Raw genomic sequence first — 21,887 nt, 5'->3', positions numbered from 1 at the left:
GCATGCCGCCCGGGCCATTGAAGGCGCAGTCATCACAAGGATGGAACCAATGAACACTGTGAAGAGTTGGGCACGCCGCGCGTCGGCCGCCCTGAGGTGGAGTGGCGCGCTGATGGTGGCACTGGCCGCAGGCGTTTCGGTGCCAGCGAGGGCTGCCGATGTGGTGGTGGGGCAGGTGGCCCCGCTGTCTGGCGTGCTGGCCAGCACCGGCGCGCAGATGGTGCTGGGCGGCAAGATTTATTTTGACTGGGTCAATGCACAGGGTGGCGTGCACGGCGCCAGCATTCGCCAGGCGGTGGCCGACGATGGCTACAAGGTGGCGGACACGGTGGCCCGCACCCGCGAGCTGCTGGCCAAGCCCGAGGTGGTGGCGCTCTACGGCTTTGCAGGCACGGCCAACATCACCCAGCTGCTGTCCGATGGCGTGCTGGAGCAGGGCGGCGCCGCGCTGGTGGCGCCGTACACCGGTGGCGAGTCGTTGCGCAGCCCGTTCAACCCCTGGATCTTTCATGTGCGTGCGGGTTATGTGGACGAAACCGAGCACATGGTGCAGCAGCTCACCACCCTGGGCATGAACCGCGTGGCCGTGATGTACCAGGATGACGGATTCGGCAAGGCGGGCCTCGCGGGCGTGGAGGCCGCACTGGCCAAGCGTGGCCTCAAGCTCGTGGTGTCAGCAGGCTACGAGCGCAATACCGACAAGGTGGATGACGCCGTCAAGGCCATCAAGGCCGCCGATGTGCATGCGGTCATCATGATCGCGGTGAACAAGCCCGCAGCGGCCTTCATCCAGCGCTACCGCGAGCAGGGCGGCGGCGCGCAGCTGTACAACATCTCGGTGGTGGACCCGACGGAGCTGGTCAAGCTCGCGGGCCTGAAGAACGCCCACGGCCTGGGCATCAGTCAGGTGGTGCCGTACCCCTACCGCCCGCAACTGCCCGTGGTGCGCGAGTACCAGACGTTGCTGAAGAAGTACGCGCCTGAGGCCGAGGTCAACTACACCAGCTTCGAGCAGTTTTTGGGTGCCAAGGTGCTGGTCGAGGCCCTGCGCCGCGCCGGGCCTGCGCCCACACGCGCCAAGGTGGTGAAGGCGCTGGAGTCATTGCAAAGCTATGACCTCGGCGGCATCACGCTGGGCTATTCGCCCACCAACCGCATCGGCTCGCGCTATGTCGAGGTCACGGTCATTGGCAGCAATGGCCGCCTCATGAAGTGAGCCGCCGACGCTTCGCTTTTTTCTTCTCTGTTCCACAAGGTCGCCATCATGTCCCCCACCTCGCACTACGCCACCTGTGCTGGCTATGAGATCCACTACATGGAGTGGGGTGCGCGTGACGCGCCCGTGGTGATTGCATGGCATGGCCTTGCGCGCACCGGGCGCGACATGGACGAGCTGGCCGCGCACCTGGCACCGCGCTACCGCGTGATCTGCCCCGACACCCTGGGCCGGGGCCTGAGCCAGTGGGCGCGCGCGCCGCAGGACGAGTACCGCCTGTCGTTCTACGCGCGCATTGCGGCCAGCCTGTTTGACCAGTTGGGGATCGAGAAAGCGCACTGGGTGGGCACGTCGATGGGTGGAGCCATCGGCACGGTGTGCGCATCGGGTCTGTTCGAGCCGCAGCTCAAGGGCCGCATCACCAGCCTGCTGCTCAACGACAACGCACCGCGCCTGGCCGATGCTGCGCTGGAGCGCATCAAGGCCTACGCGGGTCATCCACCCGCGTTCGATACGGTGATGGAGCTGGAGGCGTTCTTCAGGCAGGTGTACAAGCCGTACGGCTGGCTGAGCGACGCGCAGTGGCGTCTGCTGACCGAGAGCAGCACGCGCCGCCTTGCCGACGGACGTGTGACGCCGCACTACGACCCCGCCATGGTGCAGCAGTTCACGCACCATGCCAATGACTACCTGATCTGGGACCACTACGACGCGCTCAGCATTCCGGTGCTGTGCCTGCGCGGGGCGGAGTCTGACCTGGTGCTCCCGGATGTCACCGCCGAAATGCTCACGCGCGGCCCGGGTGCCCGGGGGCTGGCCCAGGTGGTCGAGGTGCCCGGTTGCGGCCATGCGCCAGCACTGAACGTGCCCGAGCATTACGCACTGGTAGACGGGTTTTTGGCTCGGGCGGGGTGACGCGACTGGCGGTACATTGGCTCCAACTGTTTGTTGCCTACCGCCATGAAACCGTTCTTGTTGATCGCCTCGCATTTGCTCACCCTGGCTGTGGGGTTTGCTGCAGGTGTGTACTGGTTGCCGATCCTGATCGCGCCCGCAGCCCCTACGCTGCAGGAGGTGCAGGCAAGCCTGCCCACGGCAGCATGGAAAGCCACCTTTCGCCGCGACCTGAAGGACAGCGACGCCCTGCACTGGGGCGAGGGCGTGGTGTCGATTGGCCCGCAAGCCATCAGCCTGGCAGGCAAACTGGCACCGGGGCCGGACTACAAGCTCTACCTGTCGCCTGCGTTTGTGGAGACAGAGGCGGACTTTCAGCGCCTCAAGCCACAAATGCTGCGGGTGGGGGATGTGAAGACGTTTAACAACTTCATCGTTCCGGTGCCGCAGGGCGTGGACCCCGCACGGTTCAACACCGTGATCGTGTGGTGTGAGACCTTCGGCCAGTTCATCACGGCCGCGCAGTACCGGTAGAACGACTGTTCAAGGTCTTTCAGGGTGTGTGCAGGCGCTCTGACGGAAGGCGTGGAGTCACGAAGGGGGACTGGGCGCCCCGGCTAGTGGCATGTGCATCAGCCCATGCGGGGCGTCCAGTGCATCCACGCCCCCCGATTGCACTGCCCGCTGATGTCGGAAAAGGCGTTCAGGCACCCAGCTGCGCCAGCGCGGCTTGCAACCCGGCGAGTCCGCCCACGCGCTGGTCATTGATGAAAATTTGTGGCATCTGCCGCACCGATGGCCCGCACTTGGCATAGAACGCCAGGCGCTCGGCTTCGTCATCGATCTTGATTTCCTCGTAGGGCAGGGAGCGGGATTTGAGGAGCATCTTGGCCGACTCGCACTGCGGGCAGGCAGACTTGGAATACACGGTGATTTGAAGGGTCATGGTGCGAGTTTACGGGGCGTGGAGTGGGTCATGAGACCGCGCCGACCTCAGGCTTGTACCGTTGCTGCGGCAGAGTGGTTTACTATTCGGTTTGTTTTGTGACTAATTGGTAATTTATGGCTCTGCTATTTCCGTGGGTCCGCCGTTCGGTGCTGCTTTTAGCGGCGGCTTTTGTTGTGGCCTTGGTGGGCTGCTCATCCACCACGCCGCCTCCCGGTGTCACCCCCGTCACCCCGTTCGATCTGGCCCAGTACGAAGGCCGCTGGTACGAGGTGGCGCGGCTCGACCATTCTTTCGAGCGCGGCATGACGGACGTGAGCGCCACCTACCAGCGCCAGGCAGATGGCAGCGTGCGTGTGCTCAACCGCGGTTTTGATACGGGCAAGGGCGATTGGCGCCAGGCGGAGGGCAAAGCCAAATTCACCGGCGACAACAAAACCGCCTCGCTCAAGGTCTCGTTCTTTGGCCCGTTCTACGGCGGCTACCACGTGGCCGCGCTGGATGCCGATTACCAATGGGCGCTGGTGGTGGGTCCGGACCGCAGCTACTGCTGGATCCTGTCACGGACTAAGCAGCTGCAGCCTGCTGTGCGCGAGCAACTTTTGGCCCGCGCACAGGCATTGGGCATCGATACCCAGGCGCTGATTTGGGTAGCCCAAGAACGCACCGACCCGCAGCCATGAGTGTTTTGACGATGTCACAACCCATCGCCGTCATCGGTGCCGGTCTGGCGGGCCTGTCGTGTGCGCAGGCGCTGCTGCAGGCGGGACATACGGTGCATGTTTTCGACAAGAGTCGGGGGCCGTCGGGCCGCATGAGCACTCGGCGCGCGGAGGACCAAAGCGGCCCCTGGCAGTGCGACCACGGCGCGCAGTATTTCACCGCACGTGACGCCGCTTTTCGCTCAGAAGTTGCCCGGTGGCAGCAGGCCGGTGTGGCAGCCACATGGGGCGCACGCCTGGCAAGTTTTGATGGCACGGCGTGGACCACCCCGCACACGCCCCTTGAGCGTTTTGTGGGGACACCGCGCATGACATCGCCCGCTGCTTGGCTGGTGCAGGGCCTGGCACAGGCCGGTGAGCGCGCCCACACCCAGTGGCAGACCACCGTGCAGCGGCTGGAGCGGCACCCCGAAGGATGGGCCATGACTTGCGCAGAGCAGGGGCTGCATGCGCAGCGCTACCGCGCTGTACTGTTGGCTGTGCCCGCGCCTCAGGTGGCGCCGCTGTTAGCCCAGGTGGCCCCCGCCGGCGCTGCGGTAGCAGGCAGTGCCCGCATGCGGGGCAGCTGGGCTGTCATGTTGCGTTATGCCTCGCCTGTGGCCTTGCCGTGGGACGGCGCCTTCATCAACACCGGCCCGCTGCGCTGGGTGGCACGCGATAGCAGCAAGCCCGGCCGTACGGGGCCAGAAACGTGGCTTTTGCACGCCAGTGCCGAGTGGAGCGAGGCGCATATTGAAGACAGCGCGGGCAGCGTCACCGCTGCCTTGCTCGCCGCCTTTGCGGCCCTGGGCGGCCCCACACCCTTGGCTGCCACGGCGCACCGCTGGCGCTATGCGGATACCGAACCCGCACTGACCTTGGGCTGCTGGTGGGACGCCAATGCCCGCCTGGGGCTGTGTGGTGACTGGCTGAATGGCGGCAAGGTCGAGGGCGCCTGGCTCAGCGGCCTGGCGCTGGCGCGACAGGTCGCAGCCGCCTGATCTGTGCGCACAGGGCTTGTGCCATGAGCTACACCGTGGTCTGGTTCAAGCGCGACTTGCGCGTGCACGACCACGCCCCGCTGCAGCACGCCGACGCCCAGGGCCCGGTGCTGTGTCTGTATGTCGTCGAGCCCAGCCTCTGGGCGCAGCCTGATGCGGCCCTGCAGCACTACCACTTTGTGCAAGAAAGCGTGCACGACCTGGCCCAGGCCCTGCAACGGCGCGGCGCCACCCTGCAAGTGGCCGTGGGCGAGGTGGTGGACGTGCTGGCCCGCCTGCACGCGCTGGCCCTCTTCCACACCCTGGTGGCCCACGAAGAAACGGGCAACGCCCACACCTACGCCCGTGACCTGGCCGTGGGCCGCTGGTGCCGCACGCAGGGCGTGGCCTGGCGCGAATGGCCGCAGCACGGCGTGGTGCGCCGCCTGCGTTCACGCGATGATTGGCAGGGACACTGGCAGGCCCACATGCACGCACCAGTGGTGCTCGCCCCCGGGCCTGATCTCTTGCAGGCCCGTACGTTGCCGTGGCCTGCACAGCCCTGGCCCAGCGGGGCTCAACTGGGCCTGCCCGCGCACGACCCACCCCAGCGCCAGCGCGGGGGGCGCAAAGAAGGCCTGCGCGTGCTGCAAGAATTTTTGGCGGAGCGCAGCCAGGGCTACAGGGGCGGCATCTCATCGCCGCTGACAGCGCCCAGGGCCTGCTCGCGCCTGTCGCCCTACCTGGCATTGGGTTGCCTCGGCATGCGCGAGGTGGTGCAGGCCACCCAGCGCCGCCAGCAGCAACTCAAAACCAGCACCGAGCACGGAGCTGCGTGGCAGCGCAAAGGCTTGACGGCCTTCATGAGCCGCCTGCACTGGCATTGCCATTTCATCCAGAAGCTTGAATCGGAACCCGCGCTGGAGCACCACAACCTGCACCGGGGCTACAACGGCCTGCGCGAAGCGGAATGGAACCCCGCTCACTTCGAGGCCCTGGTGGCCGGGCGCACCGGCTGGCCCATGGTCGATGCCTGCGTGGCGATGCTGCGCGAGACGGGGTGGGTCAACTTCCGCATGCGCGCCATGCTGGTGTCGGTGGCTTCGTACCCGCTGTGGCTGCACTGGCGGCCCGTGGGCGAATGGCTGGCCCGCCAGTTTCTGGACTATGAGCCCGGCATCCACTGGAGTCAGATGCAAATGCAGGCGGGCACCACCGGCATCAACACCACCCGCGTCTATAACCCCATCAAGCAGGCGCAAGACCACGACGCCCACGGCCACTTTGTGCGCCAGTGGCTGCCCGCCTTGCGCCGCGTGCCCGATGCCTGGCTGCTGGAGCCCTGGCGCATGCCGCCCGATGTGCAGGCCCGCTGCGGCGTGCGCGTGGGCCACGACATTGCCGTGCCGCTGGTAGACCTGGACACCGCCACCCGCACGGCCAAGGCCCGCGTGCACGGCCTGCGCGCCCAGCCCGCCGTGCGCGCCGCCCAGGCTGCGATTGTGGAAAAGCACGGCTCCCGCCAGTTTCGCGATGGAGGCGGCCCCCAGGCACGCGCCCGGGCTCGCGCACGCAACGCCGCCCAGCACCCCCAGCAGCAAACCCTGGACTTTTGAACCATGCGCATGCGCAAAAAATCCGACCTGCCGCAAAAGACCTGCCAACACTGCGGCCTGCCTTTTACCTGGCGCAAGAAGTGGGAGAAGGTTTGGGACGAGGTGAAGTACTGCTCCGACCGCTGCCGCAGCGAACGCAAACGCACCGACAAGGCCGCAGGGGAGGGCGTCGCATGAGCACCGTGCTGTTCTGGTTTCGTAACGACCTGCGCCTGCACGACCAACCCGCGCTGCGTTCAGCCCTCACCGGCGGTGCCACGCACCTGCTTCCCGTGGTGTGCTTGCCTGCGCCTGATGAATCCACGCCGTGGGGCTTTGCCCGCGTGGGCGCGCACCGCCGCGCCTTCACCGCCGCTGCGCTGCGCGGGCTGCATCAACAAACGAGCGCGCTGGGCAACCCACTGCTCATCTGCCAGGCCCCGCCTGCCACCGCCTTGCTGCAACTGGCCCAGGCCGTGGGTGCCACCACCGTGGTGTGTGAAGACATTGCCGCCCCCTACGAACAGGCCGAGGTGGCCGCACTGCGCGCCGCTGGCTTGCAGGTGCGTACCGTGTGGCACAGCAGCTTGCTGCCCCCGGCGCGCATGCCCTGGCCTGTGGACCAGCTGCCCGGCGTGTTCACCAGCTTTCGCCAGAAGGTAGAGCGCGCGGGCATCACCCCCGCCGCGCCATTGCCGCTACCGACCAAACTGCCGCCGCCACCCGATGTACCTGCCTCCGTGCTGCAGGTAGCGGGCGCAGAGCAGGGCACCGCAGCCATCCTGCAACCCGCGCCGCCGCAGGGCAGCGATGCCCGCTCGTCCTTCCCCTACGGCACCGCTGCCTGTGATGGAAGCGAGGCCGCTGCGCTGGCCCACCTGGCGCAGTACCTGGCCCGCAAGTTGCCCCACAGCTACAAGGACACGCGCAACGGGCTCACGGGGCTGGATTACTCCAGCAAGTTCTCTCCCTGGTTGGCTACGGGCGCGCTGTCTCCGCGCCAGATCTATGCCGATCTGAAAAATTTCGAGCGCGACCACGGCGCCAATGACGGCACCTACTGGCTGTGGTTTGAGCTGCTGTGGCGCGACTACTTTCGGCTGCTGCACCTGCAATACGGTGCGGCGCTGTACCGGGCGCGCGGGCTGTCAGAACTGCCGCCCGCCCCGCACAACCCGCGCGGTTTTGATCGCTGGTGCCGGGGTGACACGGGCCAGCCCCTGGTCGATGCCGCCATGCGCGAGCTGGCTGCCACAGGCTACCTCAGCAACCGCCTGCGCCAGGTGGTGGCCAGCTACCTCATCTACGACCTGCGCGGCGACTGGCGCGCGGGCGCGGCGTGGTTTGAATCGCAACTGGTGGACTACGACGTGTACAGCAACCAGGCCAACTGGCTCTACATCGCCGGGCGCGGCACCGACCCGCGCGGAGGCCGCCGCTTCAACCCCATCAAACAGGCGCAAGACCACGATGCCGACGGCAGCTACCGCCGCATGTGGGGCACGGCATGACCACGCCACAACCCCTCACCCCACAGCGTGCCCACACCCTGCGCCTGCTGCTGGGCGACCAGCTCAACCCCGAGCATTCGTGGTTTGCCACGCTGGACGAAGGCGTGGTCTATGTGCTGATGGAAGTGCGGCAAGAGACCGACTATGTGCTGCACCACGCGCAAAAGATCCTCGCCATTTTTGCCGCCATGCGCGACCTGGCCCGCCACCTGCGCGAGGCCGGGCACCGCGTGCGCTACGTGGCGATTGACGACGCTAGCAACCGCCAGTCGGTGCCCGACAACCTGGCCGCCCTCATGGCCCACTACGGCGCGCAGACGCTGCAATACCAGCACCCGGACGAATGGCGGCTGGACGAGCAGCTGCGCACCTGGTGTGCAGAACAAGCCTTTGCCGTGCAGGCCGTCAGCAGCGAGCACTTCTACACCATCCGCACCGAAATGGCCGAGGTGTTCAAAGGCCGCAAGCAATGGCTCATGGAGCACTTCTACCGCCGCATGCGCCAGCGCCACAGCGTGCTGATCGATGAAGCCGGAGAGCCTGAAGGCGGCCAATGGAACTACGACCACGACAACCGCAAGCCTTGGCCCGGCACGCCCGAATTGCCGCCCGACGCGCGCCCCACGCACGACCACAGCGCCCTGTGGGCCACTATCCAGGCCGCGGGCGTGCAAAGCTTTGGCAACCCGCAGGCCCGCGCGCTGCGCTGGCCGCTGAATCGGGCCGAGGCACTGGCGTGGCTCGATCACTTCATCACCACCACGCTGCCGCACTTTGGCGCGTATGAAGACGCCATGAGCACAAAGAGCAGCAGGCTCTTTCACTCCCTGCTGTCCTTTGCCCTCAATACCAAAATGCTGCGCCCGCAAGAGGTGGTGCAACGCGCCCAGGTCGCCTACCACGCAGGCGCCGCGCCCCTGCCTGCGGTGGAGGGCTTTGTCCGCCAGATCCTCGGCTGGCGCGAATATGTGCGCGGCATCTACTGGGCCCACATGCCCGGCTACGACGAGCGCAACGCCCTGGGCCACAGCACGCCGCTGCCAGAGTGGTTTTGGACGGGCAACACTCGCATGCGCTGCATGCAGCACGCCGTGGGCCAGTCGCTGGAGCATGCGTATGCCCACCACATCCAGCGCCTCATGGTCATCGGCAACTTTGCGCTGCTGGCGGGGCTCGACCCCACTGCCGTGCACCGCTGGTACCTGGGTGTGTATGTCGATGCCTTTGAATGGGTAGAAGTGCCCAACACCGTGGGCATGAGCCAGTTTGCCGACGGCGGCCTGCTGGCCACCAAGCCCTATGTGAGCAGCGCCGCCTACATCGACCGCATGAGCGACTACTGCAGCGGCTGCCACTACGACAAGAAGCTCAAGGTGGGTGAGCGCGCCTGCCCGTACAACGCGCTGTACTGGGACTTTTTTGCGCGCAACGAAGGCACGCTGGGCAACAACTTCCGCCTTGGCATGGTGTTCCGCCAGTTGCAGAAGATGCAGGGCCCGCAGCTCGATGCGCTGCGCGAGCATGCGGCGAGCCTGCGCACGCGGCTGGATGCGCTGTAGCCCGCTTGCCGAACCACACCACGAGACCCTCACCCCAGGACCGCGCCATGTCTCAAGCACAACCCACCGCAACGCCGTTCACTTCTTTGCAGTCGCTGCCTGATGGCTACCGCGCCCTGGTCATCGGCGCCACCGGTGCCATCGGCAGTGCCTTCCTCGCCCACCTGCAGGCCGATCCGCGCTGCGCCTTGGCCGTGGGCCTGGGCCGCCACACCGACCCGGCGGTCCATTTGGACGACGAAGCCACCATTGCCGCCGCCGCCCAACAGCTCAAGGCCCAGGGGCCGTGGCACTGCATCATCCACGCCGCAGGCCTGCTGCACGGCCCCCACGGCATGCCTGAAAAGCGCCTGGGCCAGTTGAACTACGCGCAGATGGAAGCCACCTTCCGCACCAACACTTTCGGCCCCGCGCTGGTGCTGGCCCACTTTGCACCGCTGCTGCCCAAGCAGGGGCGCGGCCTGGTGGCGGTGCTCTCGGCCAAGGTGGGCAGCATTGGCGACAACCGTCTGGGCGGCTGGTACAGCTACCGCGCCAGCAAGGCCGCGCTCAACATGCTGGTCAAAACGGCGTCCATCGAAGTGGCCCGCACCCACCCGCAGGCCGTGCTGGTGGCGCTGCACCCGGGCACCGTCAGCTCGGCGTTGTCGGCCCCTTTCAATGGCGCAGAAATAGGCCGCCCGGCGGCGGATGCGGCGGGCGACATGCTGCGGGTGCTGGATGGGCTCGCGCCCGAGGAGACGGGCAGCTTCTACGCCTACAGTGGCGCGCCACTCCCCTGGTAAGCGTGGCGCGCGGTGCTATGGTTTTGATACTGCTTGCGTACCAGCAGTAAGCGCTGGCGGGCCATTTGCTCAAAGGCACGCCATGTGCCACTGTCCGTGCGCGACCGTCGTATGGCTTGCATGCAGAATGCCGCATGCATTCAACCCCATCGCCCGACACAACACTGGTTGCCTCCCACACCACGGCCTCAGCCGCGTCTGTAGCGCAGTGGGTAGAGCGCCACTACGGCCTGCCCGTGCAGCAGTGCTACCTGATCCGCCGCAACCTCAATGACAACTACGCTGTGCGAACAGCGGACGGCAGCCGCTACGTGGCAAGGCTCTGCGCCATCCGACCGCGCGGTCCGTTCAACGTGGATTTTGAGCTGGCGTTGTTGGCTCACCTGGAGGCGCAGGGCGTGGGTGTGGCCTCTCCGGTGTTGGCTGCGAACGGCGCGACCAGCGTGACCCTGCCGTTCCCGGAGGGCCTTCGTGTGCTCGTTCTCTTCCGTCACTGCGATGGCGCAGTGCCCGATACCCCCGAAGACCTGCACCTGACCGGCGCCACGCTGGCCCAGATTCACAGCGCTGCGCAAAGCTACACCGGCCCCGCAAGCCTCTACGTGCTGGACGGCCACCACCTGGCGGGCCGCACGCTGGAGTACCTTGCCGCCCATCCTGAGGTGGCCCCCACCGTGCTGGATGCCTACCGCGAACTGATCCACCGCCTTCTGGGTGAGCTGGCGGATGTTGAAAGCACCTTGACCCGTGTGATGTGCCACGGCGACACCCATGGCTTCAACAACCATGTGTACACCGATGCCGAGGGAGTGCGCCGGGCCGCCTTCTTCGACTTTGACGACGCCGGGCCGGGGTTCCTGGCTTATGACCTGTGTGTGTGGCTGTGGTCGAACCTACCCCGCAAGGCCCCCATGGAGCCCGACGAAGCCTTGCTGAAGCGTTGGCAGCAGTACCTGGCTGGCTACCGCGCAGGCGGCGGCCATGTCACCGATGCTGACCTCGCCGCCCTGCCGCTCTTCGTGCAATTGCGGCACCTGTGGAACATGGGGGAGGGCGTGGCGCGCATCCACCACTGGGGCGCCAACATGATGTCTGCCGACTGGATCAAGAAGCAGCCGGATGTGATGGCCGCCTGGGCCCGCCTGGATTTGCCCGCTTGATGGGCCTTGGCCGAGCCCCGATGGGTTGCGCTGGCACCCAGGCTCAGGTCATGTGGCGTGGGGCCACTGGGTGCGTCAGTTGCTGCGCATCGCTGGGGTCTTGCTCCAGGCTGTACGGGACCGAGAGAAAGGCCACGCTGAACACAAAAAACAGCGTGGCGGACACGGTCCGGGCGATGGGGAGCACAAAGTTCTTGAGGTCGGTGTTCATGGTGGTTCCTGTAGCGGCTAGAGGTGGAGAAGGGTCGGGGTCAGATGCCGCCTTGACCCTTGCCGCCATGTTGCCGGTACCAGGCTGAACGGGTGCTGAACAGGTGCTGAGCAGCGCTTGCCCACCGCCTACTTGTAGTTCTCCCGGCGCTCCCCAAACTCCCTTACCCGCTTGCGCCACGCCCTATAGCTGCCCGGCGCCAGGTGCGTGCGCATCAGCACCTTGACTTGATCGTGGTGCAGACCATGGACGGCGCGGATTTGCGCAAAGCTCACGTGGTCGCTCAGCGCCATCTGGATGATCTCGCCCACGGTGGCGGCGTCCAGCGGCGCGCTCGGGTGGGTGCTCGGCAAGTCGGCGGCGCGCGGTGTGGTCATGGTCAGTGTGTTCAAGTGGTGACGCGAGGTTAGTGCGCCTGCTTTCACCTTGCGCTGCGGTGGCCCTTTCACCCTTGCCATGCAAGCCCTCCACGACCCCTTGGCGCGGGCGTTCAGCGATCTACGGCCAACCCCTCGGCCAGCGCCTCAAACACCACCCGTATCCGCCGCGATGTGCGCAGCTCGCGGTGCGACACCAGCCAGACGGGAAAGCGCACCGGCGCCACTTCGTCCAGCACGCGGACGATGCCCGGCGTTTCGCGGGCGATCTCGTCCATCATGGCGCCGATGCCCATGCCCTGGCGCACCAGCGCCCAGTGGGCTGCGGTGTGGTCGGCGTAGCAGGTGAAGTTGTCTTCGCTCAGGCTCAAACCGTACTGACGCAGGTACGCAAGGTACTGGCCGTTGCGGTCTGACCCCACAAAATCCGCATTCACAGCGTCCTCCGCGCTGCGCGGGTGGCCGTGGGCCTGCACCCAGCTGTCCGACGCGTAGAAGCACGCCCGGGCCTCGCGCACCAGGCGGGCGATCAGCTCGGGCTGCTCGGGCTGAACATGGCGAATGGCAATGTCGGCCTCGCGGCGCAGCAGGTCGCTCAGCGCGTTGGAGGCGATGACTTCCACGGCAATGCCTGGCTCCTGTGCCCGCAGGCGTTGCAGGATGGGCGGCAGCAAGTGAGTCGCCACTACATCGGTGGCTGACACCGACACCACGCCCCCCACCGCCTGCGACCGCCCGCTGGCAGCCAGGCCCAGGGCCTCTGCAGCAGTGCCCATGGCACGGGCGTGTTCCAGCAGGTCCAGCCCGGTGGGCGTGAGCACCATGGATTTGCCCACGCGCTCGAACAGCGTCACGCCCATCTGCTGCTCAATGGCCGCCACCTGCCGGCTCAGGGTGGGCTGGGTCAGGCCCAGCTTGCGCGCGGCGGCCGACAGCGAGCCGGTCTGCGCCGTTTGCAAAAAGGCCTTCAGTTGGTTCCAGTCGAGCTTATCCATGCGTAAACGTATATGTTCACTGCAATTTACCGCAGTTTCCTGAGCTTCAATGCATGGATAGCATCTGGGTGTTGCTCATTGCACTTGCCTCAGCAACTTGCCTCTGTACCTAGCCGCATCAGCACTTCACCCGGTCCGCACACCATGTCGTCTTCTGCCATTGCCCCCGTCTCCCGCGCATTGCCCTCCGCCGCCACCCCGCCGGCTGCGTCAGCCAAAGCGCGCTTCTGGGACCGCATTGCACCCAAATACGCTGCCGACCCCATTGCCGACCTGGCAGGGTATGAAGCAACCTTGCAGCGCGTGCAAGGCCTGCTGTCGCCCCAGCATGACGTGCTGGAGATTGGCTGCGGCACCGGCAGCACGGCGCTGCGCCTGGCGCCATTCACCCGCAGCCTGCTGGCCACCGATGTGTCGTCGCAGATGATCGCCATCGCCCACCAGCGGCTGGCCGCGCAACCCTCTGCAGCCTTACGCTTCGCCGTGGCCGACGCCGAGGCCATGGCCCCAGGGCCTGAGGTGTACGACGCGGTGCTTGCCTTCAATGTGCTGCACCTGATGAGCGATCTGGACGACGCGCTCAGGCAACTGGTGAAGGTGCTGCGCCCGGGTGGGCTGCTGATCTCCAAGACCGCCTGCATCGCAGAGATGAACCCGCTGATCCCCTACCTGGCCGTGCCCCTGATGCGCGCCATCGGCAAGGCCCCTCCGGTGCTGTCCTTTGACGAACAGCGGCTCCGTTCAGCCATGGTGCAGCAGGGCCTGCAAATCGTCTGCACCGAGCGGCACGGCACGCGCGGCAAGGACATCCGCGCCTTCATCGTGGCCCGCAAACCGGGCTGAGTTTTACCCACTCCCTTCAACACGGGCTGGCGGCTTTAAAAGGCCGCCGGGCGGAGCCTTGCCCACGGATGTGTTGTCGGTCCCCTGCGTTCATCCCATGCGCCGCAGAAGTGTCCCCAGATATTCAATTTGCTGCGGCCCTGCCGTCATCACCCACCTCTTGCCCACACGGTTTCGCTCGCTCACCCACAACCCCCCATCACTGCCGCTCACACCATGACAAATCGCAACCACCCCCTGTCCCTCACCTCCGTTGCTGGCCTCGTCGCGGCCGTGGCATTCCTCACCGGCTGCGCGTCCACCCTCGACCAAGCGGGGCTGGAGCAGCGCACTGCGCAAGCCATTGGCCGCACGGCAGGCCAGTTCACCATCACCGAACGGCAAGAGGAAACCGGCGGCCGCATCAACTACACCGTCAACACCCGTGACGGCGCCAGCTACCGGTGCTATCTGTACGGTGCAACGGGCTTTCAGAAAGCCATGAGCTTCGGCCAGACACCCCATTCCGACGCCGTCTGCACCGCCATGGTGGGCGGCGCGGGCAATGGTGGCGCCCAGGCACCCGCAGCGGCCGCACAGCCACAGGGCCGCGGTGCAGCCAAGGAATGCAATGCACTGCTGCGCACAGCAGGGCGCTGCTAAATGGCACCGCACCGCTTTAGCCTGCGGGCTACACCCTTGTCTGCAACGGGCCTTGCACCATGACGCGATGGCACTGGGCCAGCCTGCTGCTGGCAGTCTGCTTGAGCGGTTGCGCCAGCTTGCCCGGCGCCACCACCGACGCGGTGGACGGGCGCACGGTCGAATACGTGCAGGCGGGGCAGGGCACCCCGGTGGTGGTGTTCGAGAACGGCCTGGGCGCCCGGCTGGACTGGTGGTCCAAGGTCTGGCCCGACACCGTGGCAGAAACCCGCGCGCTGGCCTACAACCGCGCGGGCTACGGCCGCAGCGATGCGTCCTCCCAGCCGCGCGATGGGGCGCAGGTGGTGCAAGAGCTGCGGGCCTTGCTCAGGGCCCGCCAGCTACCGCCGCCCTATGTGCTGGTCGGGCACTCGCTGGGCGGCCTGTACATGCAGCTGTATGCACGCCAATACCCCGCAGAGGTGGCGGCACTGGTGCTGGTGGACTCCACCCACCCCGAGCAGATGCGCGGGGCTGGCAACCCCGACCTGTGGCCGACCTGGCTGAAAGTGGCCTTCCGCCTGGGCACCTCTGACGTGGTCAAACAAGAGCTGGCAGCGCTGGACGCCACCGGGCAACGCGTTGCCTGCCTGCCGGTGGACCCATCGGTGCCCGTGTTTGTGCTCAGCGCACTGCAAACCCCGGGGGCTTCATCTGCACTGGCCGAAGACGTGCGCCAAAAACGCGCCGACTTCGCCCACCTCTACCCCGGCTCCACCCAGGAGTGGGTGGACAGCGGGCACGGCATTCCGCTGGAGAAGCCCGAGGTCGTGGTCAGCGCAATTCGCGCAGCATTGCAGGCGGCCCGCGCGCCACGCTGAAAGCGGTGGCGGCCACGCCAGTGGCAATTTCATCGTGGCGTGGCAACCAAACCCCGTGCCAGAATGAAACGATGAGCACCACCACCTCCTCCTTCCAGTCCAACGCAGACGGCACCCAGGTCACCACCTACAGCTGGGCCCAAACCCCGGGCCTACCAGTGGGCGTCGTTCAAATCTCCCACGGCCTTGCCGAACACGGCGAGCGCTACGACCGCTTTGCGCGGGCCCTGAACGCCGCAGGCTTCATCGTCCACGCCGTAGACCATCGCGGCCACGGGCGCACTGCGGGTGGCAAGCTGGGTGACTTTGGCAGCGCAGGCTTCGGCGGCCTCATTGCCGACGTGGCCCAGTTCGGCGCACTGCTACGCGCACAGCACGGGCCGCAACTGCCCGTGTTCCTGTTCGGCCACTCCATGGGCTCGTTCGCAGCGCAGGCGGCCATCATCGATCATTCCTCCACCTGGGCCGGCGTCATCCTGTCAGGCTCCACCGCCCTCGACCTGCTCGCCGCCGCCATGGCCAACGCCCCCGCCGATGCGCCCGCCGGGCTCGCGGCATTCAACGCAGGCTTTGAGCACCGCACCGGCTACGAATGGCTATCGCGCGACGCTGCAGAGGTAGACGCCTACGTGGCCGACCCGTGGTGCGGCTGGGACGTGCCGCCCGACGTGATCCCCTCGCTCTTCGCCCCCGCGCCCAGCCTGGCCGACCCCGCGCAACTCGCGCGCATCCGCAGCGACCTGCCCATCCTCATCGCATCCGGCGACGCAGACCCGCTGGCCGCAGGCGGGGTCTTGATCCAGCAACTGGGGCAGCGGTATCGGGACGCCGGTGTGGCCGATGTCACGGTCAAGCTGTACCCGGCGGCGCGGCATGAGATCTTGAATGAGACGAATCGGGATGAGGTGACGGGGGACACCGTGGCGTGGCTGCGTGATCGTTTTGATGTGACCTAATTAAGGGGCGATCTGGTTGATGATGGCGCCAGGCTGATTGGCACAGCTATGCTGTCCGATAGGGCAACGTTTTCAGCACGCTACGCTTGTGAAGCTTTTTTAGCGCAACATGGGCGAATTTCCTTGCCCGTGCGCTCCCTTGCAAGAGCGTGTGCCGTTGAATAGTTGATGGACCACCCGCATCGCACTGTGTATAGACCCGCACATAGGTAGACTGCAGACAACTGACTTAACGGTGTCCATGCTGTGCAAAGTACGCATTTCAAGGGCGTCAAGGTCTACTTAGATTAACTCCACTTCATAAGACCAAAGACGCTTGAGACCGGTGCTTGTTTCTCGTGAATACGTCAAACATTCTGGAAGCAAGATTGAGCATCTGCCGCGGCTTCTGCCTTCTAGCAACCAATAAAGGCTCATCCCAAGCACTTGAGCCTTTGTCGACAGCGGTGCCAAGAAGATGTTCTCTCCAGCACCCTTTCGGTCTATGTGCCGCACCCGCTCGCTGATCATTCCAGCTGTTGCGAATGGATCATTCGCTGGTGCAAAAAAACGATTGTTGATCCAATCCTCTTTCAAAACAATCTCGCCACTCTTCTCCGCTCGAAGTGCGCTTTGCTGATACATGTCAGCACTGAGCGAGGGAAATGCGAAAAGAGGGTGCGTAATAACGTTGTTCTTGTATGAGAAAACTTGGCTAATTAGTTGATGATCGTACCCAACAGCCATTAGAAGATGGTTTTGCCCGTTGCCTGGGCTGCCGTACATCCCTCTTATTGGGCGAACAACTTCTGAAGTCGTCGTTGCGAATTGCGTTGCCTCTTGCTTTGAGTAGCTAACAGGCTCAGAGTAAATAGCTACAAATGATTTTACGCCTAGATGTGCCAGTTTTGGTATCAGGAATGCCAGCGAATTTCGCATGAACCCTGTTATATCAATGCAAAGCGAGACCGCACTGATGTTTGGCACTGCAGCTAGAAGATGGTCAATCTGTGAAATTTCATCCCCCATCTGCGGCGCCACAATGGTATGGCCGACCGGGTGTTCAATTTGTGCATATTGATACTCCGGATGGATTAACCACACTTTTTGCTGCGCACTTATGTTGTTGAAGGTTATTTTGACTCTATCGCTTGAGTTGTAGGCGGATATAAAAACATCAAATCGTCCTAGTTCTTTTGCTAGGCGATTTGCTTGAATGCACCGCCTGTAGAAAATAGAGTATTCCATCTAAAACAACGCCTCCTGCCTTACATCTTTAAAAAAGGGAGTAAAAGGCAGGTTCCATCTGTTATGAAGTTGTCTTAGTAAGGGCTCGAAGGTATCTTTTGCTTTTTGATCAAAAATAGCGTTAATTACATCTCCGCTGAGGCTAATGTCCCCGCGGCGAGCAATAGGAAGCCCCCACCGAGCCGAGAGCATGGGGCTTAGTTGAATCTTGCGGCGAATGAGTTGATTGTTCCTGTCAATGCGACCTTCATAGATCTCATGGATCAGCGAATAGTTGATTGCAGACTCAAGCATTTGTCTGCCATCTGGGGTCAATTCATCGTTGTTAAAGCTAACTGCCAATGGAGAAACTTCGGGGATGTTAAGTGCATACCTCGCTGTTCTTAGAACTTCAGCTAGACGTCTCGTGGCCTCTCTAGCGAGGTCAGACTTCTGTCCATAGTTCGAATCACTTTCGAACGCGAATCGCGCCGCCTCGATAGCGGCCTCCGACTGAATTTCGACAGGTATTTTATTGCCTGAGCGTAGATCAACCTCCTTAAAGTTTGCAATCTCATAAACCTTCGCAAGCAGTACCAGAAGGTTGCGTGGGTTGTGTGATGACATTTCGACAAGTGAATTGAACCCAGCATAGGGAATCAGGGCCTCCCGTTTCTTTGACTCTCTGCAGAGCTGAGCAAACAGGTCCAACTTCCAGTGCCCGACTGCAGTTCGATAGGAGTTTTTCTCAGAAGCTGTACGCCCGAGATATTTTAGACAGTCTTCTCGAATGCGAGCGGCGACTGATTGTGGATTGCTAGTGCGCGCGAGCTTTTTGCAAAATAGCAGCACGTTTAAGCGCTGAAATAGAGGTGAAAATCCAACTGTCAAAGTGTCAATGACGTGTTCGACGATCGCAACATCGAGCAGTTTGGGGTGCGCGCTCTTTCTTGCAGCGTCCCGAAACAGCCTGATGAATCTGGCGTCTGCGAGCGATGTAGTAAGTCTTTCTACATACTTCTCTAAATCAATCTCTTCGAAGGTCTCTCTTGGATCAAATGCAGCAATGGCACCGTGGCTACCGCCAACCCGCTTGGCTATGAATTTCTTGGCAAAGTCTGAATAGTTGCTCCACGAACGAAGGATTTCGTCCAAGCGGATCACAGAAAACTCAGAGCCTTCGCGATTCTCCTCCCCCTGCGATACTGTTGCCAACGTCTTCCGCGCGTATAGCCGACCTGTGAGGCGGAATGTTGCTCTACCTTCTGCGTACCTCACCAGCGTATTGACAACTTCCTGTTGCCTGATTGTGAGATTTTCAATCTCATCCAGTATATAAATTAGATGAAACTTCTCGAACGTCGAATGCCATCGTTTTAGTCCGTTCCCGATAGGCAAGCTAAGGCCGCCCATCGAAAATGGAAGATGAAGTTCTACTTGGCCAGAAAATGCGGCTGAATTTATTGCATCATCGATTCGCTGTAGCCAATGGAGTGTCCATGCTTGCAGCTCCTCGATACTACGTAGTCGATGAAAGGCCTCATCTGAGACACCGATTGTCTTTCCGATTGAACTAATCAGCGCCTCGTCATGGAAATTTTCGCCAGGACTACTGTTTTTAATGTCTAGGAGTGCATCTAAAACCAGTTCCGTGAGTCGAAGCTCAAGATGGACCGAGAACAACTGCTGCCAAGCAGCAGCCGCGCCACTTGCCATTTCAAATCGCGGTGCGTCAATATTTGTTGTGCGAAGAAATACGGCAAGGCAGCCAGCGTTCTCAACGATAGATAGGCCACCCTTGTTGGACCAACGTTGTCTAGCTACCTGATAGCTCTGGTAGCGGAGTAAATGGGTTTTCCCTGATCCTTTACTTCCGAGAATATATTTAGAACCCAGCGAGCGTGGCTCTAGAATGGTTGTCATGCGATTTCCACCGACATCGACCCACAGCTCATTAATCTGTTTGTCGGTATAGTCGGACGCGCGGATGGGCGCGAACGGATTGGAGTCATCTACTGGGTACACGACTTAGTAGACCTTATCGTAGCGGACAAAAATTGGACTCCAGGGGTTTCTGCGGCCCTCGTTCCAGTAAATCGGGAGAGTATTGTCTGGAGTATTGTGGGTGAAGCCAAGCATTAGCTGGCCATCTTTATAACCTGTAGCATGGCGAGGGAATAGGATCTGACCATAGTGGCGCACCATATTTTCAAAGATCTGGTTGTTAAAAGTTCCGATTAGTCCGGGCGGGAAGTAGCGCTGCAAGATATTAAAAACTTTATATGTGTCATCGAGCTCGAATAGGCATGCCGCTTTGCCGTCGAACATATTTTTGTTATTTAATGTTGCGAGGCCCTGTGAGGTCGCGAATAGACACATGAACCGAAGATCAAGTTGGGGATTTGCCTTTCGAATTCTTCGAAGTTTTGCCGATAGGTATGAAGTGGACTGCTCTGCCGAGCCGACAACGTCATCAAAAAAGACATAGCGGCAAGCGGACAAATCTGTCGCCTGAAGGGCTGCTATTCGTCCGCCCGGCTGCACTTCACTGAAGGCAGCACCGATATCAACAAAGAGATCCTTTGAAAGACGGTTGATTTGGCGAAAATAATAAAGCAGGTGTGCGCCGCTTTCAGCCGGATTGCCCACTCCGATGAATCGAGTTGAGTTCAACTCTTGTTGGAATAAGGTCTTCAGTATTGTGATGTCACGAGTATTTGAGCAATTTCTGCGTACGCGCTGAATAAGTGGTGCCTCAAAGTGGTCTCTGTAGAGAGAACGGAGCATCTCCCGGACAAGTCGTTTTCCGAAGTAAATGAAACGAGTGAGCGCGATCAGGCCATGCTCTCGTTCTACATCAGCCGCGGCAGTTTGGCCGGTGAAATTCCCTGCCCAGGCCTGAATTTGACTCCAGGTTACCTCACGGTCCCAGGCATGCTCAACGAGCGTTCGTAAATTTCGATCAATATCTGCAGGTGTCATTGCTGCTTCCGGAACATCAGAATGGTTTCCCCAGATATTGGAACAGCACTCTTGTTTCTGGTGGTCATCAGTCCACGCGAGTGAATCCTGTCTATTAGTGCTAGCTCTAGTGAAAAACCTAGCTCAAGCATGATTTCCGTGGCAAAACAGTCGTTCTCAACGTTGAAACCGGTGACCGTGTTGTTTCCTAGAATCAGAATTACGTGACCATCTGGCGTTGTCACTCGTTCTATCTCGCAAAGCGCATCGCCTAGCTCACGAAAATACGTCTCAGTGATGGAGCCTCGCCTTGAATTTTTGACTCGGATGCGTTCAACAAGCTCTCGAAACTCCGTTGATAAGTTGTCGGCTGTTGTGCAAGACGCAGCTTTGTATTTGGAAGACAGATGCTCCCTTCCAATCGACTGTCCTTCTAGTGCGGCGAGTTCACCTGGCGGGCACAGTGAAAGCCAATTCAATGCAAGACTGGAGGCTCGGATGTACTTCTGTGCACTGCCATAGGGTGGGGATGTGATCGTCAATGGAACTGAAGCGGCAGGGCGACGTCGGGAGTTTTGGTCAACCAGTTTCCTCGCATCCTCACCTACAACGCTCGCCGTTCTTCTTCCGGGAAAGGCTAAGTTGGCTGCATGGACTCGACCAATGTTAAGTTGGACAACCCTGTCGAACTCTTCGACTGGCGAAACTGTTTCAAGCCATTTCAGATGCTTGCGGATCTCTTCGTTCGAGGTAGCTGAAAGAGATGGCTTCTCCTTTAATCGAACGGGTACGTTTACGGAGGGGTCGGCATAGCTCAGTCGCCGCGCTGCAACGGAAAAACAGACCCTAAAGAAGTCTCGAATGTCCGCATCTTCCACCTCCATGATTGCCCTTAGGATCTTTTCGAGCGACTTCTTTGTGGACCTTGAATACCACAAATGATCGTTTACCACAGGGACTGGATCAGCCGTACGGAGCCGAGAAATCCGTGCGCGCAGCTTGTATGCCGTTGCGATAAGGTCAGGGATCGCGTAGGGAGTGGTTTTGACTTTTGTGACCAAAAGAGCAAAGGGGTTGGCATCTGCCACGATGGGCTCTGCTCCGGCCAACGAAGCTTCGAGCGCGACGGTTCCTGAACCGCAAAACGGGTCTAGGACTGTCTTACCGGATTTACAAAGCGAGCTCGCACGAACAAAGAAGTTCGCAATATGCGGGAGCAGCTTTGCAGGATATGGGTGGATCTGATGAGTGAACTGGTCGCCCGCTCGTACCCAAGATGCTAGGTCGCGGAACGTCACTCCTATTGGGGCGCCAGCGTCGCGATACCGCCGCTTAAGGTCTTCTAGTAGTAGTGTGGTATCAATTGAGTCTCGATGTCGGACTGCTCCTTCAATGATCCCCGCCGTGGCTTTTTTTTCTCTCATGGAGTCGTGAAATATTAATTGCGCTATTTATAGCAGGCCACTGCTCAATCACCCCCCCCGAATCC

General features: G+C 62.1%; 23 protein-coding genes and 1 pseudogene. 15 read left to right on the top strand and 9 right to left on the bottom strand.

The annotated features are described in order from the left end of the window. Window positions 1–49: 49 nt before the first annotated feature. From AC07X4_RS08330 to AC07X4_RS08320, 3 genes are read left to right on the top strand one after another with little or no spacing between them, the layout of a single operon-like run. Complete coding sequence (locus AC07X4_RS08330; protein ID WP_056064584.1) at window positions 50–1,216, top strand: ABC transporter substrate-binding protein; 1,167 nt, start codon at window positions 50–52, stop codon at window positions 1,214–1,216. 48 nt (window positions 1,217–1,264) lie between these two features. Further along, entirely contained in the window at window positions 1,265–2,131 is an 867-nt protein-coding gene (locus AC07X4_RS08325) for an alpha/beta fold hydrolase (protein ID WP_444824099.1), read from the top strand. A gap of 45 nt (window positions 2,132–2,176) precedes the next feature. Next, window positions 2,177–2,644: a DM13 domain-containing protein gene (locus AC07X4_RS08320; protein ID WP_056747093.1), complete on the top strand. Its 468-nt coding sequence runs from the start codon at window positions 2,177–2,179 to the stop codon at window positions 2,642–2,644. A 169-nt stretch (window positions 2,645–2,813) separates the two neighbouring features. Here the strand turns inward: AC07X4_RS08320 and AC07X4_RS08315 are convergent, their stop codons facing one another. After that, entirely contained in the window at window positions 2,814–3,056 is a 243-nt protein-coding gene (locus AC07X4_RS08315; RefSeq protein ID WP_056064575.1) for a glutaredoxin family protein, read from the bottom strand. A gap of 116 nt (window positions 3,057–3,172) precedes the next feature. Between AC07X4_RS08315 and AC07X4_RS08310 the strand changes: the two genes are divergently transcribed. The 8 genes from AC07X4_RS08310 (at window position 3,173) to AC07X4_RS08275 (ending at window position 11,347) form a co-directional block, all read left to right on the top strand. After that, window positions 3,173–3,739, top strand: coding sequence for a lipocalin family protein (locus tag AC07X4_RS08310; protein ID WP_494739807.1), 567 nt, complete (start codon window positions 3,173–3,175; stop codon window positions 3,737–3,739). Between the two features lie 11 nt (window positions 3,740–3,750). Further along, complete coding sequence (locus AC07X4_RS08305) at window positions 3,751–4,758, top strand: NAD(P)/FAD-dependent oxidoreductase (RefSeq protein WP_494739806.1); 1,008 nt, start codon at window positions 3,751–3,753, stop codon at window positions 4,756–4,758. Between the two features lie 23 nt (window positions 4,759–4,781). Then, complete coding sequence (locus AC07X4_RS08300; protein WP_494739805.1) at window positions 4,782–6,353, top strand: cryptochrome/deoxyribodipyrimidine photo-lyase family protein; 1,572 nt, start codon at window positions 4,782–4,784, stop codon at window positions 6,351–6,353. Between the two features lie 3 nt (window positions 6,354–6,356). Beyond that, window positions 6,357–6,530 carry a DUF2256 domain-containing protein gene (locus AC07X4_RS08295; RefSeq protein WP_395453751.1) on the top strand — a complete coding sequence of 58 codons (174 nt, stop codon included), beginning with the start codon at window positions 6,357–6,359 and terminating at the stop codon, window positions 6,528–6,530. After that, window positions 6,527–7,843, top strand: coding sequence for a DASH family cryptochrome (locus AC07X4_RS08290; protein ID WP_494739804.1), 1,317 nt, complete (start codon window positions 6,527–6,529; stop codon window positions 7,841–7,843). The genes AC07X4_RS08295 and AC07X4_RS08290 overlap by 4 nt, the downstream gene beginning before the upstream one ends. Then, window positions 7,840–9,402 carry a cryptochrome/photolyase family protein gene (locus AC07X4_RS08285; RefSeq protein ID WP_494739803.1) on the top strand — a complete coding sequence of 521 codons (1,563 nt, stop codon included), beginning with the start codon at window positions 7,840–7,842 and terminating at the stop codon, window positions 9,400–9,402. The genes AC07X4_RS08290 and AC07X4_RS08285 overlap by 4 nt, the downstream gene beginning before the upstream one ends. A gap of 47 nt (window positions 9,403–9,449) precedes the next feature. Then, entirely contained in the window at window positions 9,450–10,187 is a 738-nt protein-coding gene (locus AC07X4_RS08280) for an SDR family NAD(P)-dependent oxidoreductase (protein WP_494739802.1), read from the top strand. A gap of 134 nt (window positions 10,188–10,321) precedes the next feature. Further along, window positions 10,322–11,347, top strand: coding sequence for a phosphotransferase enzyme family protein (locus AC07X4_RS08275; RefSeq protein WP_494739801.1), 1,026 nt, complete (start codon window positions 10,322–10,324; stop codon window positions 11,345–11,347). 43 nt (window positions 11,348–11,390) lie between these two features. Here AC07X4_RS08275 and AC07X4_RS08270 read toward each other — a convergent pair whose 3' ends face one another. From AC07X4_RS08270 to AC07X4_RS08260, 3 genes are all read right to left on the bottom strand, one after another. Beyond that, window positions 11,391–11,558 carry a hypothetical protein gene (locus tag AC07X4_RS08270; RefSeq protein WP_156401044.1) on the bottom strand — a complete coding sequence of 56 codons (168 nt, stop codon included), beginning with the start codon at window positions 11,556–11,558 and terminating at the stop codon, window positions 11,391–11,393. A gap of 128 nt (window positions 11,559–11,686) precedes the next feature. After that, window positions 11,687–11,935 (bottom strand): DUF2805 domain-containing protein, encoded by a 249-nt coding sequence (locus tag AC07X4_RS08265; RefSeq protein ID WP_056747101.1) that lies wholly within the window; start codon window positions 11,933–11,935, stop codon window positions 11,687–11,689. A gap of 113 nt (window positions 11,936–12,048) precedes the next feature. Further along, the gene (locus AC07X4_RS08260; RefSeq protein WP_494739800.1) at window positions 12,049–12,930 is read right to left on the bottom strand and encodes a LysR family transcriptional regulator; all 882 of its coding nucleotides are present in this window, start codon (window positions 12,928–12,930) and stop codon (window positions 12,049–12,051) included. Window positions 12,931–13,074: 144 nt separating this feature from the next. Between AC07X4_RS08260 and AC07X4_RS08255 the strand changes: the two genes are divergently transcribed. From AC07X4_RS08255 to AC07X4_RS08240, 4 genes are all read left to right on the top strand, one after another. Next, window positions 13,075–13,773 carry a class I SAM-dependent methyltransferase gene (locus AC07X4_RS08255; RefSeq protein WP_108498796.1) on the top strand — a complete coding sequence of 233 codons (699 nt, stop codon included), beginning with the start codon at window positions 13,075–13,077 and terminating at the stop codon, window positions 13,771–13,773. Between the two features lie 216 nt (window positions 13,774–13,989). Further along, entirely contained in the window at window positions 13,990–14,415 is a 426-nt protein-coding gene (locus AC07X4_RS08250) for a hypothetical protein (protein WP_494739799.1), read from the top strand. A gap of 59 nt (window positions 14,416–14,474) precedes the next feature. Continuing rightward, on the top strand, window positions 14,475–15,275 hold the full coding sequence (locus AC07X4_RS08245) for an alpha/beta fold hydrolase (protein ID WP_494739798.1): 801 nt from the start codon (window positions 14,475–14,477) through the stop codon (window positions 15,273–15,275). Window positions 15,276–15,346: 71 nt separating this feature from the next. Continuing rightward, window positions 15,347–16,231, top strand: a complete 885-nt coding sequence (locus tag AC07X4_RS08240; RefSeq protein ID WP_494739797.1) for an alpha/beta fold hydrolase — start codon at window positions 15,347–15,349, stop codon at window positions 16,229–16,231. A gap of 282 nt (window positions 16,232–16,513) precedes the next feature. Here the strand turns inward: AC07X4_RS08240 and AC07X4_RS08235 are convergent, their stop codons facing one another. From AC07X4_RS08235 to AC07X4_RS08215, 5 genes and pseudogenes are all read right to left on the bottom strand, one after another. Then, window positions 16,514–17,458: a hypothetical protein gene (locus tag AC07X4_RS08235; protein ID WP_494739796.1), complete on the bottom strand. Its 945-nt coding sequence runs from the start codon at window positions 17,456–17,458 to the stop codon at window positions 16,514–16,516. After that, window positions 17,459–19,462, bottom strand: a complete 2,004-nt coding sequence (locus AC07X4_RS08230) for an ORC-CDC6 family AAA ATPase (RefSeq protein WP_494739795.1) — start codon at window positions 19,460–19,462, stop codon at window positions 17,459–17,461. 3 nt (window positions 19,463–19,465) lie between these two features. Beyond that, on the bottom strand, window positions 19,466–20,419 hold the full coding sequence (locus tag AC07X4_RS08225; protein WP_494739794.1) for a phosphoribosyltransferase-like protein: 954 nt from the start codon (window positions 20,417–20,419) through the stop codon (window positions 19,466–19,468). Further along, entirely contained in the window at window positions 20,416–21,486 is a 1,071-nt protein-coding gene (locus tag AC07X4_RS08220; RefSeq protein WP_494739840.1) for a hypothetical protein, read from the bottom strand. The genes AC07X4_RS08225 and AC07X4_RS08220 overlap by 4 nt, the downstream gene beginning before the upstream one ends. 9 nt (window positions 21,487–21,495) lie before the next feature. Next, window positions 21,496–21,822: pseudogene (locus AC07X4_RS08215) on the bottom strand (hypothetical protein); the annotation flags it as partial. Window positions 21,823–21,887 lie beyond the last annotated feature (65 nt).

The organism is Acidovorax sp. GW460-11-11-14-LB4 (assembly GCF_059423685.1).
Note: the sequence above shows the minus strand (reverse complement) of the source record. Positions and strands in the feature narration are given on the sequence as shown.

What these genes read in the sequence shown, in the direction of transcription:
- AC07X4_RS08320 (WP_056747093.1), top strand. Translation starts at nt 2,177, where the DNA reads ATGAAACCGTTCTTGTTGATCGCCTCGCATTTGCTCACCCTGGCTGTG.
- AC07X4_RS08325 (WP_444824099.1), top strand. Translation starts at nt 1,265, where the DNA reads ATGTCCCCCACCTCGCACTACGCCACCTGTGCTGGCTATGAGATCCAC.
- AC07X4_RS08265 (WP_056747101.1), bottom strand. Translation starts at nt 11,935, where the DNA reads ATGACCACACCGCGCGCCGCCGACTTGCCGAGCACCCACCCGAGCGCG.
- AC07X4_RS08305 (WP_494739806.1), top strand. Translation starts at nt 3,751, where the DNA reads ATGTCACAACCCATCGCCGTCATCGGTGCCGGTCTGGCGGGCCTGTCG.
- AC07X4_RS08300 (WP_494739805.1), top strand. Translation starts at nt 4,782, where the DNA reads ATGAGCTACACCGTGGTCTGGTTCAAGCGCGACTTGCGCGTGCACGAC.
- AC07X4_RS08315 (WP_056064575.1), bottom strand. Translation starts at nt 3,056, where the DNA reads ATGACCCTTCAAATCACCGTGTATTCCAAGTCTGCCTGCCCGCAGTGC.
- AC07X4_RS08285 (WP_494739803.1), top strand. Translation starts at nt 7,840, where the DNA reads ATGACCACGCCACAACCCCTCACCCCACAGCGTGCCCACACCCTGCGC.
- AC07X4_RS08330 (WP_056064584.1), top strand. Translation starts at nt 50, where the DNA reads ATGAACACTGTGAAGAGTTGGGCACGCCGCGCGTCGGCCGCCCTGAGG.
- AC07X4_RS08235 (WP_494739796.1), bottom strand. Translation starts at nt 17,458, where the DNA reads ATGGAATACTCTATTTTCTACAGGCGGTGCATTCAAGCAAATCGCCTA.
- AC07X4_RS08295 (WP_395453751.1), top strand. Translation starts at nt 6,357, where the DNA reads ATGCGCATGCGCAAAAAATCCGACCTGCCGCAAAAGACCTGCCAACAC.
- AC07X4_RS08250 (WP_494739799.1), top strand. Translation starts at nt 13,990, where the DNA reads ATGACAAATCGCAACCACCCCCTGTCCCTCACCTCCGTTGCTGGCCTC.
- AC07X4_RS08245 (WP_494739798.1), top strand. Translation starts at nt 14,475, where the DNA reads ATGACGCGATGGCACTGGGCCAGCCTGCTGCTGGCAGTCTGCTTGAGC.
- AC07X4_RS08275 (WP_494739801.1), top strand. Translation starts at nt 10,322, where the DNA reads ATGCATTCAACCCCATCGCCCGACACAACACTGGTTGCCTCCCACACC.
- AC07X4_RS08225 (WP_494739794.1), bottom strand. Translation starts at nt 20,419, where the DNA reads ATGACACCTGCAGATATTGATCGAAATTTACGAACGCTCGTTGAGCAT.
- AC07X4_RS08290 (WP_494739804.1), top strand. Translation starts at nt 6,527, where the DNA reads ATGAGCACCGTGCTGTTCTGGTTTCGTAACGACCTGCGCCTGCACGAC.
- AC07X4_RS08270 (WP_156401044.1), bottom strand. Translation starts at nt 11,558, where the DNA reads ATGAACACCGACCTCAAGAACTTTGTGCTCCCCATCGCCCGGACCGTG.
- AC07X4_RS08280 (WP_494739802.1), top strand. Translation starts at nt 9,450, where the DNA reads ATGTCTCAAGCACAACCCACCGCAACGCCGTTCACTTCTTTGCAGTCG.
- AC07X4_RS08240 (WP_494739797.1), top strand. Translation starts at nt 15,347, where the DNA reads ATGAGCACCACCACCTCCTCCTTCCAGTCCAACGCAGACGGCACCCAG.
- AC07X4_RS08310 (WP_494739807.1), top strand. Translation starts at nt 3,173, where the DNA reads ATGGCTCTGCTATTTCCGTGGGTCCGCCGTTCGGTGCTGCTTTTAGCG.
- AC07X4_RS08255 (WP_108498796.1), top strand. Translation starts at nt 13,075, where the DNA reads ATGTCGTCTTCTGCCATTGCCCCCGTCTCCCGCGCATTGCCCTCCGCC.
- AC07X4_RS08260 (WP_494739800.1), bottom strand. Translation starts at nt 12,930, where the DNA reads ATGGATAAGCTCGACTGGAACCAACTGAAGGCCTTTTTGCAAACGGCG.